Below are 13,738 nucleotides of genomic sequence, written 5' to 3'. Positions count from 1 at the left end.
AGCTTATAAGTCTAAATTACTACTCTTTTAATTCAATAAAAATATTAATCTTTAGAAGGAATAACAATAGAGGAATGCAAAGCATACACTTTCCAGCCTAAATTTTCATATAATAGCTTCCCCTCTTCTGTAGCTACCAAAAGATTATTATGAAACCCTTTCAATAAAGCGATCTTCTCCAGCTCTTTCAGTAAAAAAGACGCCAACCCTTTCCTTTGATGCTCTATTTCGGTAATGATTCTGTCATAAACAGCAGCATCATCTATTAAAGATACACGTCCTATTGAAGCCTGTTCCCCATTTTCCGCTACAATTCTTACAACAAATGTTGTATTGTATTCTGAAAATTCCAGATGATATCCTTCTGCCAGACTGGTTTCCGGAAAAATCATAGGATGAAAACAAGTCATCAGATATCCTTGTGCCTGCAGCTGCCATTTTTCAGGAATACTTCCTATAAACTGATCAGGAGAGGTACTTACTTTCAGATAAACACAGGGTTCATCAATTGACCGGGCAAGCTGAAAAAAGTCTTCATTAAGGTCAGGAAATACGTAACGCTCTTTTTGTTTTTCGTCTCCCACGAATACATTAAATCCAGACTTATATTGCACAGGAAAGGCTACTTCTCTTGATAAGCACCATCCTTTAAGCCAGCTTTTTACGATTTCCGTTTTATCCTTCATGATTTGGGGTAAACAATTTTTATTTTAATTGTTCTAATAATTTTCTTTTTTGTTCTGTAAACTCGGTATCGGTAAGAATACCACCTTCTCTCAATTTACCCAGTTTTTCCAACTGTTCGAGAATTTCAAGGGAACGTGCTGCGCTTACAGCTGTATCCATATTAGTATTTACAGGACTTGCCTCCGGCTGAGATTGCTGTACCGGATTGTTATAAATAGGACTTATAATACCGTAGAACTTTTCTGCATCTTCTTTATCCATAAAACATTCAAACTCTACCACTCTTTCATCAAGATGGAGTTTAATGACAGGTGACCTCGGATCTGTTACAAAGCTTACAGACCTGATGGTTTCATTAGGATAATCATTGATTTTAGCATCTCCAAACATTGCTTTTGAAACAGAGATCATTCTTTTGGAGGTTGCCACCAATATTCCTGCAGCCAGGGTATTCACAAACTGAGCATCTGTAATACCAATGATCTTCTCATCTTCAGAAATCAGATAAGGAAGTTCTTTAATCTCACCTTTGGTAAATACGGAAAGACTGGCATTAAGCTTTTCCAGCTCTGCTTTTATCTTCTGCTTTCTTATTTTATATACTTCCTTAGAAATATTCTGAGGCTCTTCCTCCATAGCCATAGGGAGATTTTCCTGTATTACAGCAGGCGGATTCTGTTCTGTATCTTTATTTTGAATGATCCTCTGAATATCTTCAATATTGAACTGATTAAGGTTATACAGCACCTCCTGATTGATGTAACTTATTTTATCTAAACATTTATTGCATAATACTCCGCCATCTGAAAGTTTATTTTCTCCCAAAAGCTTATCCATAGAGGTTAATTCTGTATTACACAATGAACAAATATTACTCATTCTTTTATTTTTTATAATTTATCCAGCAGTTTTTTCTTCTGTTCTGCAAATTCATCATCTGTTAAAATTCCATTGTCTCTTAATCTGCCTAATTTTTCGAGCTTATCAAAAACTACTGACGGATCTTCTTCTTGTATCGATTGAGATGGCTGAAATGCAGAAGCCTTTAATTCAGGTTGAGTTAACTGTTGTTTTTCTTTGTTTTCTGAACTTTTTATATACCTTTCTATAGCTTTACAAAATAGTTGCGCTGAATTACTGCCATCAAGAATAAAATCAGCCGTAGGTCCGTTCGTTAATATCTTTAGTGAAGAATCTTTTTCCCTTATATCATCCAATACAGTATTAATATTTTGATGTGGAAATTCCTTCTTATATATGTTTCCAAAAAACTTCCTATTAAGAAAAAGCACTTTACGTTGTGTTGCTAACAGAAGGCCATTCGTATTATTGTGTAAATACTTGGCATCAGCAATTGCAACAATTTTTTCATCTGTATCCAGAACCTTCACAAGCTCATCTACTTCATCATTCACAGAAGAACTGAGTTTAGTATTTAAAGCAAGAATCTGTTCTTGAATTTCGTCAGATCTTGTAGGCTTTGTTTTGTCAAGGGAAAACCGCACAGTAGTATGGGAAAATGTTATGCTGGTATGGGACACTGAAGTCTCTACTACAGTTTCTTCCTCAATTTCCTCCACTTCTTCAATACTTTCACCCCAAGTCAAGTCTCTGATCTCCGCCAAAGTGTAATTCATAAGACTGTGCACCAGATCTTTATTAATAGCCGTTGCTTTATTCAGGCATTTATTGCATAAGAGTCCACCATCTGAGAGCTTATTCTCACCCAGAACGGTATCCATAAGGCTTAATGGGGTTCCACAAAGAGCACAATTCGTGTTCATTCTAGTTTTATGTTTAAAAGTTTTTATATCAGAGCAGACAATTCCTATTGTTCCGTTTTATATCCATCCTAATTACAAATAAGGATATGCTTTTGGATTAACTTATCTTTTTTAAAGTCTTTCCAGTAGTTTTGCTTTCTGTAATGAGAACTCTTCCTCACTTAAAACGCCCATCTGTCTTAGCTTACCAAGCTTTTCCAATTGTTCAAAAATATCTTCTGTAGATCCTTTTGGAATATTGGATGAATTTTGAAGTGCTGGGCTTGGAGTATTTTGATAAAATGACTGTGGTTGTGACGGTTTCTGAAATGTTTGTCTTTCGGATCCTCTGATCTGACCGTTTACGATATCACAGAATGATCTACCATCACTTTTATTATGCAGTTTAAACTCTACAGCACCACCGCTTGTATTTACTCTTAATACTGAGTATAGAAGGTTTTCAACCTGATCCAGAGCGGTAATATCTTTATGGGTATATTCATTTTTTACCACACCACCCAAGAATTTTTTATCCATGAAAATCACTCTCCATTGGGTTGAGAAAATAATTCCTTCCCTGTTATTACGAAGATTGATACATTCTGCAATGGCAATCAATCGTTCATTTGGATCCAGGACTTTATCCAGTTCATTTACTTCTTCATTGGCTAAAACGCTCAATCTGGCTTTCAGCCCTACAATCTGGTCTTTTATTTCGTCTAATCTGGTGGGAGCATCATATTCATAGTTGCCTGTTCCTGAAGATGGAGTTCCCGGACTCTGGCTCCCATCAATTTTACTTTTAAGGAACATTCCTGTTATTTCAGCAAAATAAAACTGATGCAAATTATTGATAAGATCTCTATTGATTGTAATGGCTTTATTAAAACATTCAGCACACAAATAGCCGCCATCTGCAAGTTTATTTTTTCCAACAAGCATATCCGTAGACGTCAGCGGAGTTCCGCACAATGCACAAATAGTATTCATTTGGTTTTTATGTTTAAAAGTTTCATATAGGTAGAAGGTAATTCTACTGTTCTATTAATCGCCCCAAATTACAAATTCTAAACCGATTCTGGAGGGCAAAGTATTCAAAACTTATGATTCATCAAGTAAATCAGCCACAAAAATATTTTTTGTGGCTGATTATTTCTTATATAAATTTCAGGGAAATTATAATTTATCAAGAAGTTTCTGCTTTTGTTCTGTAAATTCTTCATGGGTAAGAATACCGCTTTCTTTCAATTTTCCGAACCTTTCTATCATATCCAAAATTCCTGAGGCTGATTGTTCCTGAGGTTTTGTCTCATCAGAATTACGCAAAAGCTCCCGAACCTGAAAAGCAGTACAACTGGAAAATATAGTGGTACTAATATACATATTTGCAAGAGCTTTACGCGCTTGCTCTCCACAGCTATTACATACATAAGTATGATCCGCCAGTTCTTCTTTCGTAGAGAAAAAACCTGTATTTTGAAACGGAGCAAGACAGCCTATGCATTTTTCCACAATAAACTTCGACTTGCTTAATACTATCCTAAAAATTCGTTCAAAGAAAGCGTTTTCTGTTCTCCAGCTACAAGATCCTTAAAGGTTATTGTACCATTTTTAAGTTCTTCTTCACCCAAGAAAACAAGGTTTTTAATTCCTTTTTTCTCTGCATAAGTAAACTGCTTATTGATTTTTGCATTTTCAGGATACAGTTCTGCTGAAATCCCTTTTGATCTTAATTGCATGATTAGTTTCAAAGCTTCTGTAGTCTCTTCACCTCCGAAATTAGCAAACAGATATTCTATTTTAGAAGCAGCTTCTTCAGGGAAAAGATTAAGCTCTTCCATCACCAGATAAATCCTGTCTAATCCGAATGAAATACCAATCCCAGGGATATTTTTTACCCCAAACACTTCTGTAAGGTTGTCATATCTACCACCACCGCCAATAGATCCCATCGCTACCTCATCTGCTTTCACTTCGAAAATAGCTCCGGTATAGTAATCAAGACCTCTTGCCAGCGTAATGTTGAATACAAGATTCTGCATATCAACGCCAAGGTTCAGAGATTGTGTAAGAACAAACTCTAATTCCTCTACTCCTTTCAGTCCGATCTCGTTACCTACGAATTTTTCTTTCAACTGAAGTAAGTTTTCCAAAGCATCATCAGACTGGCTGAATAAAAAGTCTAATTTATCAATAGATTCCTGAGAGATTTCTCTTTCCAATAATTCCTTAACAACTCCCTCTTTTCCAATTTTATCCAGCTTGTCTAAAGCTACTGTAAAATCGATTAATTTATCTGTAATTCCTGCATATTCGGCTAATCCAGAAAGAATTTTTCTGTTGTTCATGTGAATGGTAACAGGTACTTTCAGATCAGCAAATGATTTCAAATACAATTGAACCAGATCTACTTCCTGTAGTAAACTTTCACTTCCTACTACATCTGCATCACACTGATAAAACTCTCTGTATCTTCCTTTCTGAGGTCGGTCTGCTCTCCATACCGGCTGGATCTGGAAACGCTTGAATGGAAAAGTTAATTTTCCATGATTCATCGCCACAAATCTTGCAAAAGGTACAGTAAGGTCATAACGAAGCGCTTTATCTGTTAAGCTTTCTGAACTGAAAGGTTTTTCCAATGCTCTCTGGAAATCATTAAGCATCTGATCCTTTTTTTCATCCTTTGCTTCGTTAATACTTGAATTAAGGATTTTAAAAATCAAACGATCCCCTTCTTCTCCGTACTTTCCCGTTAAAGTGGAAAGATTTTCAAAACTTGGCGTTTCCAGAGGCTGAAAACCGAATAACTCAAAATTATTCTGTAGAATATTGATGATATATTTTCTTCTGGATACTTCCTGTGCTGTAAAATCTCTCGTTCCTTTTGCTAAACTTGGCTTCATTTATTGTATGTCATTTTGATAAGGACAAAAGTACGGAATTGCAGGGAATTTTACACAGCATTAAAAACTAAAGAAATGACCTTTACTATTTTTACGGTGATAGAACCTGGTTATTAAAAAAATAAAATGTAATTTGTCTCAATCTGAAGTTTCGTCTATCAGTATTTTAAAGATATCAATTATAAGGTTCTGAATTAATCTTTGATTTCTTCTCTGTGCTGATATCCCCAGCTAATCATAATATTAATCAGTTCACGAAGGCTTTCAGCATAGGGAGTCACTGAATATTCTGTCATAATAGGTTTTGTATCGAGAACCTTTCGGGTAATAAGTTTATTAAGCTCCAATTCACGTAATTCTTTAGACAAAATTCTCGGACTGATATCAATCATTTTAGATAGCTCACCGAAAGATTTGCTGCCTGTGGTCACCAAAGCACCCAAAATAACAAGCTTCCATTTCCCCCCTATAACATAAAGAGTATCATGGATTGCTAAATAGGCATTATCACAAGGTTTTTTCTCAATATTCATATCTATACTTACATTTTTGTAACCACTATCATAGAGGTAACTCATAACAAAAATACAAATTTTGTCCTATAATTTTGTCCCTGTATTAAATAACAATATTATGAGTTTAACAATGAACAAGACAATAATAATTATAGGAGCTGGACCGGGGGTTGGGCTAGAAACAGCCAGATATTTTGGCCATCATGGATATTTGGTAGGCTTAATGAGTAGAAACCAGGAAAAACTTAACCTTATAAAAGCTGAACTTGAGCTAGAAGGAATATCTGTATTCAATGAAACAATTGACGCTAATACTCCTGAATCTGTATCCGGCTCTATAAAAAAATTAACAGAAAAATTAGGAAATCGTCTGGATGTTGTTTTGTATAATGTTCCTGGGCCTTTGGGAGCAGAGTCTTATGTTCCCATAACGGATTTATCTATTGATTTATTAAAAACTTATTTGAATACAAGAGTTTTAAGCGCTTTGGAAACTGCCAAAACAACCATTCCTTATCTTTTACAAACCAGCGGAGCTCTATTATTTACAAGTGGGCAGTCAGATAGAACTGCCTATCCTTTTACTTCTGCTATGGGAGTCCCTCAAGCAGCTTTGAGAATGCTTACTACCCATTTGCATAATGAATTCGCAGAAAAAAATATTTTTGTGGGTTATATCCCCATTGACAACCCTCCTCTATATTCTGATTCTGAAAAAGAAAGCAGCAGATCAGATCTTCCTTTAGGCTTTGAATTGGAAAACCGAACAGAAGCAACACATATAGCCAAAGAGCTATTTAACTTATCTACGAAAAGAGACAATTTAGAATTAAGGATTGAACCAACTTCACTTGATCAAAAAAACTCTCAAGCAAATAAAAACTAAGAATAAACTTTTGATTTTGAATAGCAAAAGCTGTTGAAGATTACTTCTACAGCTTTTGTTCTTTAGTATTAATTGTTCCTAAAAATCAGACACTTTCAAGGATTTCCAGTATTTCTTCGCCATAATTTTCAATCTTATGCTTTCCGAATCCTTTGATCTCCAATAGTTCTTCTTTTTTGGCAGGTTTATACTTAGCTACAGACATCAGTTCTTTATTACTTGCAATGAAGTAGCTTGGCAGATTTTGTTCCCTGGCTTTCTCCGACCTCCAAAGTTTCAGGGCATTGAGAATTTGTTCTTCATCGGGATTCAGGAAATCATTATCCGCAGAGTATTTAATAACCTTTGGTTCTTTCACTGTATTTTTCACTACTTTAAGTTCTTCAAAATACAGAATCACAGACCAATAACATTCATCGTTTACAAAAGCGGTTTCCACTTTTATAATCTCATTGCCTTCCAGAAAATCATCAAGCATTTTCTGATCTTTGTAGAGAAATTCTTCAGGAAGCCTGATCTTAAAAACTTTTACTTTCATCATTTGAGTTTTTAGAATTATTTACCTCCCAGCAACAGGATCTCATCTACTCGAATTTCCGTAATGTAACGCTTTACACCATCCTTATCATCGTAAGATCTGTAGGTAAGCTTACCTTCAATCGCAATCTCTTTTCCTTTGGGAACATACTTTTCCATAATTTCTGCAACTTTCCCGAAAGCAATCAGATTGTGCCATTGTGTTTCTTCCACTTTTTCACCTTTAGCATTAGTGTAATGATCGCTGGTAGCTAAAGATACATTTGCTTTTACGCTTCCGTTTTCGAAGTTTACCATTTCAACTTCTTTACCTGTGTAACCAATTAATGTTACTTTGTTTCTTAGTGACATAACTTTTAGATTTAATGATTAGTATTTTAGATAAGAGACGTTCACTGTTTTCTCAAATCTCTGTTGCAAAGGTTGCGATCTCACCAAGAATCAGTCGGTTATAAACTATTTAAATTCGTTTGTAATCGTTTATAATCGGATAATAAAGATTAAAAATGTTTAGTAATATTCACTTCTCATGGTAAAAAATATTAATATAGTTTTAAAATAAAAAGGAATGATATGAACTTACTCAGGAATTATAGATTTTATTTTTGTTAATAAAAATTTTAAAAACCTCTCTATTTTATACGTTATTTTTTTGCAAATTTGTAAAAACGTCTAATATGCAAAAAGAAAAACTACGTACAGTAAGAAAAAGGAAAGGTTATACCCAACAGCAAGTTGCTGATGCTATTGCTACAGATGTTTCAAATTATAGCAGAAAAGAAAGCGGAGCTGTAAAAATTATACAAGCTGAATGGGATAAGCTGGCGAAATTTCTTGAAGTGCCGGTTGAGGAAATTTATGAAGAGGATGAAGTTAATATTAACATTGACCATCCTGTGTTTAATGATCAGGCACAAGGTAATATGGGGAATAACATTAATGCTACTATTAATAATGAATTAAGCATCGAAATCATTAAAAGCTTACAGGAGTATATCAGTCTGTTAAAAGAAGAAGTTGCAAGACTAAAAAAATAAAACTGTATAATACAACTATAATTATCATTAAAAGATATAAAAGTCAGAATAGAATTTTCTATTTTGACTTTTCTTTTTTAAACAATAGTGCCTTTAGATTTGGAAAAAGATTTGGTTGATTATCCTTGTCAAGGTTTAAAACCTTGACAAGGATAGGTTGAAACTCAGTATCAAAATCAATCTTTGAATACAGATGGTTGTTATAAGTGGTAATTTTATTCAGATTTAAATTATTTTTGCAGTCTGTTTTATACAGCAAAAGTTTTTTGATAATAAAAGAAATGAATATATGAAGACGCTGGAGATTAAAAAGAATATTCAAAAGGAAGAGGATAAAAATCTTTCTTTTCGGGTTTTTGATTTAACAAATGACTATTTGCAAGATTATGATAAGCCACACAAGAAAGATCATTTTTTTATAATTGTTATTGAAAACGGGACTTTACAGTTACATATTGAGGATAATGTTCATTTTTTGAAACCAGGGAAAATCTCTGTAGTATTTCCGGAGCAGGTACATTTTATTTCTGACATAAGTACTGACCTGAAAGGGAAAATAATTCTGTTTGAAGAAGTATTATTCTGTTCAGATATTTTGAAAAACGAACTGAGTACTTATAATGTAAATCTTTCCACACAACTTCATTGTACCATTTTATCTTCAGAAGACTTTCAGCAAAGTTTATATACAATCTCTATCATCAAGGGAATTTATCAATATCCAAGCCTTATCAAAAAGGAGCAGGCGAGGTTTCATATCAAAATTTTTCTGTTAGGCTTAATTGAATCTGTTCACGGATTGCATCCTATTCTTCATAAAGAAACAGCTGACAAGCCTATTTATGTTCGTTTTAAAAAATTATTGAACGAACATTACAAACAATACAGAACAGTTCAGTATTATGCTGATGAAATGCATATTACGACAAAAAAATTAAATTTAATTACTAAAAAACATTGTGGGGAAACAGCTATTCAGACCATTCATAACCGGATTTTAATAGAGATTAAACGACAATTGATGTTTTCAGATCTTTCTCATAAAGAAATTGCATTTGACCTTGGCTTCAATTCTCCTTCTGCTCTCAACAAATTTGTAAAGTCTAAATTGAAGGAAACGCCTACTGCTCTACAACAGGAATTGGCGCAAATGTATAACACATAATCTTGTTTGTATAACACCATCCGTTTGGGCTTATCTAATTTTGTCTCATTAAAATCAAACAAAAAAAATGAGCAAATTATTTATTGCAGGAGAAGTTTTCCATGGTGCCGGAAGCCTTTCAGAATTAGCAAATATTAAGGGTAAAAAAGCGGTAATCGTAACGGGAGGAAGCTCTATGAGAAAAAGCGGAACTCTTGACAAAGCGATTGCTTACCTAACAGAAGCAGGAATCGATACTCAGATTTTCGAAGGTGTAGAGGAAGATCCATCATCAGCAACTTGTATGAAAGGTGCTGAAATCATGAAAACATTTGAGCCGGATTGGGTAATCGGTTTAGGAGGCTGTTCTGCCATTGATGCCGCAAAAATCATGTGGGTATTTTATGAATATCCTGATGCTGATTTTAATGCCATGATTAAGCCGTTCACCGTTCCTGTTTTAAGAAATAAGGCAAAATTTATCGCTATCCCTTCTACAAGTGGTACAGGAACTGAAACAACAGGCCTTGCCGTGATTACAGACAGAGAAAAAGGGGTGAAATATCCAATCGTTTCTTATGAATTAACACCGGATATTGCTATCGTAGATGGAGAAATCTGTGCTTCAATGCCTGCACATGTTACTTCAAATACAGGTCTTGATGCATTGACGCACTGTGTGGAAGCTTTCGTGTCCAATATTGATAATAATATTGCAGATGCACTTTCAAAAGGAGGTCTTGAGATTGTTTTCAATAACTTAAAAGAGGCCGTAGAAAACCCAAACAATATTACAGCACGTCAGAATATGCATGACGCTTCCTTTATGGCAGGTTTAGCATTCAACAACGCTTGGTTGGGAATTGTTCACTCTTTATCTCACCAGGTTGGAGCACTGTACGGAATTCCTCATGGTGCTTCCAATGCCATTTTCCTTCCGAATGTTATCCGCTATAATGCGCAGGCAACAGAACGCTATCCTGATTTAGCAAGAGTAATCGGTAAAGAAACAGCTGAAGATCTTGCACAGGCTATTGAGACGCTGCGTTTAGAAGTTAATAATCAATCAGCAATTAAAGAATTCGGGATTTCAAGAGAAGACTGGGATAAAAACATTGATTATATCACCGCTAATGCGCTTGCAGATCCATGTACAGGATTTAATCCAAGAGTTCCTTCATTAGATGAATTAAAGGCTATTTATAATGCTTGTTATGAAGGTCTTGTGTATACTGAGGAATTGGTTGCAGGATAGTTAATTTTATATTTAAATTTCAGCATAAAAAACAGGAAGTTTATTGAACTTCCTGTTTTTTATGCATTAGGTTCTTTACCTAAGTCCTTTTTAAATTTTCTCACATTCAATGATGCTTTTCGCTTCTGTACCAATCTGAACAAGTCTGTTGAATTGTAATCCAGATTTTTCCAATAGCACTTTAAATTCACTCAATGTCCTTTCTCTGCCGGTAAGGCAAGCCAGCATCACAATATCCAAAAGTTTGGCAATATGAGGCTGATTCAAAGAGTCATCAGGAATAACAGCATCTATAATCAATAGTTTTGCTCCTTTTGGCATTGCTTCATAGCAAACTTTTAAAATCTGAACACATTCATCATCACTCCAATCATGGATAATCCATTTCATCGTGTATAAATCTGCTCCTTCCGGAACTTTTTCAAAAAAACTACCGATGGCAACAGAACATCTTTCTTTTAAATCTTGGGGGATAAGTTCTGTAGTTTTTTGAATCACATTCTCTTCATCAAAGATAATTCCCGAACTACCGGGTGCAACATTCAGAATTGCATACATCATTACTCCATTTCCTCCGCCTATATCTACTATTTTTTTATAGGGACTGAAATCATAATTTTCCATAATTCCCTTTAACTCTGTTCCAGACATTCCGGTCATTCCTTTTCCAAAATTCTCACCTATTTCCGGATATTGTTTATAGTAATCCCAAAGAGGTAGTCCATGGATATGATCAAAAGGAATTTTGCCTGTCTGAACACCGTAGGTAAGTTCACCATAAGCTGGAAAATGTTCGTTCATAATAGTGAGTACAAAATTCTTGGCTGTTCCGGGAACATCAGTCTGTAAAGCTGCTCCAAAGTCATTTAATGCAAAGGTTTGGTTTTCTGATTCCTCAAAAATACCAACGCTGCTTAATGCTCTCATAATCCGATACAGTGCTTTTTCATTAGAGTGAGTTTCTTTCGCCAACGAAGAGATTGTTTTGGAACCATCTGCTAAATGGTCTGCAATGTTTAATTCTGCAGCAGTCTTTACACAGCCGGCCAGCCATACACCTCCTAATACTTCAAACATTTTTAAAGTAAATTCCGGTTTTACGGGTTGTTTTTTCATAGTCATCGTTTTTTGATTTGGATTTAAGTTAAAATATTATAATTCAATACCATGTGAAATTATAAATTTTATTCTCAAAAAATCGATATTTAAATAAAAAAAATAAAACATTAAAATGATTTTAATAAAATTTATTTAAACACACCTTAAACACCTCTAGATTTATTTCTATTTAAATAATGAGGTTAGATGCAAGACTAGAATTGTAAGCTCCTTTAAACTTAAAAAAACCGTTTTAGTGAGCAGTAAGGTCAAATTTGTTTTCCTTCCTAAAATTAGAATGCTGTGTTGCTGTAAAATAATCACAAAAAACCTGATACACTGTAGAATCTGTATGACTTGCCTTTATTCCTAACTGAAAATAAATATCCAGAATCTGATGTGATAAACCTTCCACTACATCTGACGAATAATCGTGAATTTTCTCTTGTTTTTCAAAAGAAATGGTTGCAAAATCATTGAGCAAAGATTCAATTTCATTGGCAAATTCAATTATCCTTTCCATCTCTTTCTCTATTTTTTCATTGAAAGAATGTAAGTCAAGATGAGGTCGGATTTTAATCGCTTCTTCTGAAAAATGAGAGGCCATTCCCAAATAATTAACCAGTAAAGTTAAATCAGCAAAAATCCTAAATGGAATTTTATCTAAGACATCATCCGTAAAAAATTCATCATAAATAAAACTGTAATCTTCCGAAATTTTCACATTCTCAACTTTAAAAGAGTATGTTCCGGTTGCTTTCATGCCCATTGATTTCCAATTCGGAATAATTTCAACCTGATTTTTTGAAATAACAAATGACCTTATCATTTCAGAACCTGATTTGTCAAGCAAAGGTTCTCCTTTTTCAGTCAATTTAGCATTTAAAGTAAAATGACTTAGATGGGGTGCTCCTGTTGCAAAATGCCAAAGTCCGTTCATTAAAAAAGTTCCATCGGCTTGCTTTTCTGCCGTTCCGCCAATCATTCCGCTTCCGCCGAAGCAGGTTTTAGAATCGGAAAAAAGCTCTTTAGCAATTTCGGGGGTTAAATTTCTTGAAAAAAAATTGGCTCCTGAACATAAAGTCAGCATCCAACCCAAACTTCCATCGATTTTTGACCAGTCAAACAAAACAGATAGCCCTTCTCTTAAACGAAATCCCAATCCGCCATACATTTCAGGAACCCAGATCTGGAGCAGTCTTTCCTTATGAATCTGATTGATTATCGATTGCGGAACTTCAGAGGCTCCGTGCATTTTTTCTCTTATTTCCTTATGCGAAAGCATTTTTCTTGTTTTTAATAATTTTTCGCCACTCCAGATAACCTGAAATAGCAACAATGAATAAGAAAGCGGTCAGAATTGAATATAAATAAAGACCTTTATGGATCAGCAGCGGAATTGCAATAATATTGCTTATATTCAGTAAAACCCAGTTTTCAATTTTTCTGCGTGCCATCAACCACATTCCTGCCCAGGCAAAAGCACTTACCAGAGAATCCAAAACCGGAACGTCAGAATCGGTAAAGTTTGTCAGAAAAACCCAGAAAAGACAGAATGTTCCTATTACAATTCCTGCAGTAATCAGTTTTTCCTGATGGGTAGTTTCAGAAATAGCCGTTTCCGTTTTTCGTTTCCCGAATTTCCAATACAGCCATCCATAAATGCTCATCACTAAATAGTAGAGATTTAAGGTAAATTCCGCATAAAGTTTAGCGAAAAACATTACATATAGTGAAAGTAAAATTCCGGCAATCCCGAAAAGATAGGTATTGGAATTGTTTTTCCGTGCCAATAAGACCTGAACTACTGAAAAGAAGACTCCAAGCCATTCCTGCCATGTTGTCTGTTGTAAAATTTCCTGCATCAAATTAACTTACATAAATTAAATGATGAGATGATCAATCAAAAA

The 13,738-nt window shown here is 34.6% G+C and carries 16 protein-coding genes; 4 read left to right on the top strand and 12 right to left on the bottom strand.

The window, feature by feature from the left end:
- Nucleotides 1–44: 44 nt before the first annotated feature.
- From DRF65_RS24505 to DRF65_RS24475, 7 genes are all read right to left on the bottom strand, one after another.
- The gene (locus tag DRF65_RS24505; protein WP_115973352.1) at nucleotides 45–686 is read right to left on the bottom strand and encodes a GNAT family N-acetyltransferase; all 642 of its coding nucleotides are present in this window, start codon (nucleotides 684–686) and stop codon (nucleotides 45–47) included.
- Between the two features lie 19 nt (nucleotides 687–705).
- The gene (locus tag DRF65_RS24500; RefSeq protein WP_115973351.1) at nucleotides 706–1,566 is read right to left on the bottom strand and encodes a PH domain-containing protein; all 861 of its coding nucleotides are present in this window, start codon (nucleotides 1,564–1,566) and stop codon (nucleotides 706–708) included.
- A gap of 11 nt (nucleotides 1,567–1,577) precedes the next feature.
- Nucleotides 1,578–2,471 (bottom strand): SHOCT domain-containing protein, encoded by an 894-nt coding sequence (locus DRF65_RS24495; RefSeq protein WP_115973350.1) that lies wholly within the window; start codon nucleotides 2,469–2,471, stop codon nucleotides 1,578–1,580.
- Nucleotides 2,472–2,582: 111 nt separating this feature from the next.
- Complete coding sequence (locus DRF65_RS29020; protein ID WP_228438933.1) at nucleotides 2,583–3,443, bottom strand: PH domain-containing protein; 861 nt, start codon at nucleotides 3,441–3,443, stop codon at nucleotides 2,583–2,585.
- A gap of 186 nt (nucleotides 3,444–3,629) precedes the next feature.
- Nucleotides 3,630–3,965, bottom strand: coding sequence for an SHOCT domain-containing protein (locus DRF65_RS29015; RefSeq protein ID WP_228438931.1), 336 nt, complete (start codon nucleotides 3,963–3,965; stop codon nucleotides 3,630–3,632).
- 23 nt (nucleotides 3,966–3,988) lie between these two features.
- On the bottom strand, nucleotides 3,989–5,356 hold the full coding sequence (gene hisS, locus DRF65_RS24480; RefSeq protein WP_115973349.1) for a histidine--tRNA ligase: 1,368 nt from the start codon (nucleotides 5,354–5,356) through the stop codon (nucleotides 3,989–3,991).
- A gap of 194 nt (nucleotides 5,357–5,550) precedes the next feature.
- Nucleotides 5,551–5,934, bottom strand: coding sequence for a winged helix-turn-helix transcriptional regulator (locus DRF65_RS24475; RefSeq protein ID WP_228438929.1), 384 nt, complete (start codon nucleotides 5,932–5,934; stop codon nucleotides 5,551–5,553).
- A 55-nt stretch (nucleotides 5,935–5,989) separates the two neighbouring features.
- Between DRF65_RS24475 and DRF65_RS24470 the strand changes: the two genes are divergently transcribed.
- The gene (locus DRF65_RS24470) at nucleotides 5,990–6,757 is read left to right on the top strand and encodes an SDR family NAD(P)-dependent oxidoreductase (RefSeq protein ID WP_228438927.1); all 768 of its coding nucleotides are present in this window, start codon (nucleotides 5,990–5,992) and stop codon (nucleotides 6,755–6,757) included.
- Between the two features lie 85 nt (nucleotides 6,758–6,842).
- Here the strand turns inward: DRF65_RS24470 and DRF65_RS24465 are convergent, their stop codons facing one another.
- Both DRF65_RS24465 and DRF65_RS24460 read right to left on the bottom strand, forming a co-directional pair.
- A complete protein-coding gene (locus DRF65_RS24465; protein ID WP_228438925.1) occupies nucleotides 6,843–7,298 on the bottom strand; it encodes an HRDC domain-containing protein in 456 nt (151 codons plus the stop codon).
- A gap of 14 nt (nucleotides 7,299–7,312) precedes the next feature.
- Complete coding sequence (locus DRF65_RS24460; protein WP_115973346.1) at nucleotides 7,313–7,645, bottom strand: single-stranded DNA-binding protein; 333 nt, start codon at nucleotides 7,643–7,645, stop codon at nucleotides 7,313–7,315.
- A gap of 326 nt (nucleotides 7,646–7,971) precedes the next feature.
- On the opposite strand from DRF65_RS24460, the gene DRF65_RS24455 reads away from it, so the two are divergent.
- The 3 genes from DRF65_RS24455 to DRF65_RS24440 all read left to right on the top strand — a co-directional run bounded on the left by DRF65_RS24455 (nucleotide 7,972) and on the right by DRF65_RS24440 (nucleotide 10,730).
- Complete coding sequence (locus DRF65_RS24455; RefSeq protein ID WP_115973345.1) at nucleotides 7,972–8,331, top strand: helix-turn-helix transcriptional regulator; 360 nt, start codon at nucleotides 7,972–7,974, stop codon at nucleotides 8,329–8,331.
- Nucleotides 8,332–8,620: 289 nt separating this feature from the next.
- Nucleotides 8,621–9,496 (top strand): AraC family transcriptional regulator, encoded by an 876-nt coding sequence (locus DRF65_RS24445; RefSeq protein WP_115973343.1) that lies wholly within the window; start codon nucleotides 8,621–8,623, stop codon nucleotides 9,494–9,496.
- A 67-nt stretch (nucleotides 9,497–9,563) separates the two neighbouring features.
- Nucleotides 9,564–10,730 (top strand): iron-containing alcohol dehydrogenase, encoded by a 1,167-nt coding sequence (locus DRF65_RS24440; RefSeq protein WP_115973342.1) that lies wholly within the window; start codon nucleotides 9,564–9,566, stop codon nucleotides 10,728–10,730.
- Nucleotides 10,731–10,820: 90 nt separating this feature from the next.
- Here the strand turns inward: DRF65_RS24440 and DRF65_RS24435 are convergent, their stop codons facing one another.
- The 3 genes from DRF65_RS24435 to pnuC form a co-directional block, all read right to left on the bottom strand.
- Nucleotides 10,821–11,846: a methyltransferase gene (locus DRF65_RS24435; RefSeq protein WP_165852310.1), complete on the bottom strand. Its 1,026-nt coding sequence runs from the start codon at nucleotides 11,844–11,846 to the stop codon at nucleotides 10,821–10,823.
- A 235-nt stretch (nucleotides 11,847–12,081) separates the two neighbouring features.
- Nucleotides 12,082–13,113, bottom strand: a complete 1,032-nt coding sequence (locus DRF65_RS24430; RefSeq protein ID WP_115973340.1) for an acyl-CoA dehydrogenase family protein — start codon at nucleotides 13,111–13,113, stop codon at nucleotides 12,082–12,084.
- A complete protein-coding gene (pnuC, locus tag DRF65_RS24425) occupies nucleotides 13,100–13,696 on the bottom strand; it encodes a nicotinamide riboside transporter PnuC (protein WP_115973339.1) in 597 nt (198 codons plus the stop codon). The genes DRF65_RS24430 and pnuC overlap by 14 nt, the downstream gene beginning before the upstream one ends.
- Nucleotides 13,697–13,738: the final 42 nt, after the last annotated feature.

The sequence above is a fragment of the Chryseobacterium pennae genome, from assembly GCF_003385515.1.
Lineage (GTDB): Bacteria > Bacteroidota > Bacteroidia > Flavobacteriales > Weeksellaceae > Chryseobacterium > Chryseobacterium pennae.
The sequence above is the reverse complement of the archived record's forward strand: the minus strand, read 5'-3'. Positions and strand labels throughout refer to the sequence as shown.

Coding starts and splice junctions, on each gene's coding strand:
- DRF65_RS24505 (WP_115973352.1), bottom strand. CDS start 686: ATGAAGGATAAAACGGAAATCGTAAAAAGCTGGCTTAAAGGATGGTGC.
- DRF65_RS24500 (WP_115973351.1), bottom strand. CDS start 1,566: ATGAGTAATATTTGTTCATTGTGTAATACAGAATTAACCTCTATGGAT.
- DRF65_RS24495 (WP_115973350.1), bottom strand. CDS start 2,471: ATGAACACGAATTGTGCTCTTTGTGGAACCCCATTAAGCCTTATGGAT.
- DRF65_RS29020 (WP_228438933.1), bottom strand. CDS start 3,443: ATGAATACTATTTGTGCATTGTGCGGAACTCCGCTGACGTCTACGGAT.
- hisS (WP_115973349.1), bottom strand. CDS start 5,356: ATGAAGCCAAGTTTAGCAAAAGGAACGAGAGATTTTACAGCACAGGAA.
- DRF65_RS24475 (WP_228438929.1), bottom strand. CDS start 5,934: ATGAGTTACCTCTATGATAGTGGTTACAAAAATGTAAGTATAGATATG.
- DRF65_RS24470 (WP_228438927.1), top strand. CDS start 5,990: ATGAGTTTAACAATGAACAAGACAATAATAATTATAGGAGCTGGACCG.
- DRF65_RS24465 (WP_228438925.1), bottom strand. CDS start 7,298: ATGATGAAAGTAAAAGTTTTTAAGATCAGGCTTCCTGAAGAATTTCTC.
- DRF65_RS24460 (WP_115973346.1), bottom strand. CDS start 7,645: ATGTCACTAAGAAACAAAGTAACATTAATTGGTTACACAGGTAAAGAA.
- DRF65_RS24455 (WP_115973345.1), top strand. CDS start 7,972: ATGCAAAAAGAAAAACTACGTACAGTAAGAAAAAGGAAAGGTTATACC.
- DRF65_RS24445 (WP_115973343.1), top strand. CDS start 8,621: ATGAAGACGCTGGAGATTAAAAAGAATATTCAAAAGGAAGAGGATAAA.
- DRF65_RS24440 (WP_115973342.1), top strand. CDS start 9,564: ATGAGCAAATTATTTATTGCAGGAGAAGTTTTCCATGGTGCCGGAAGC.
- DRF65_RS24435 (WP_165852310.1), bottom strand. CDS start 11,846: ATGAAAAAACAACCCGTAAAACCGGAATTTACTTTAAAAATGTTTGAA.
- DRF65_RS24430 (WP_115973340.1), bottom strand. CDS start 13,113: ATGCTTTCGCATAAGGAAATAAGAGAAAAAATGCACGGAGCCTCTGAA.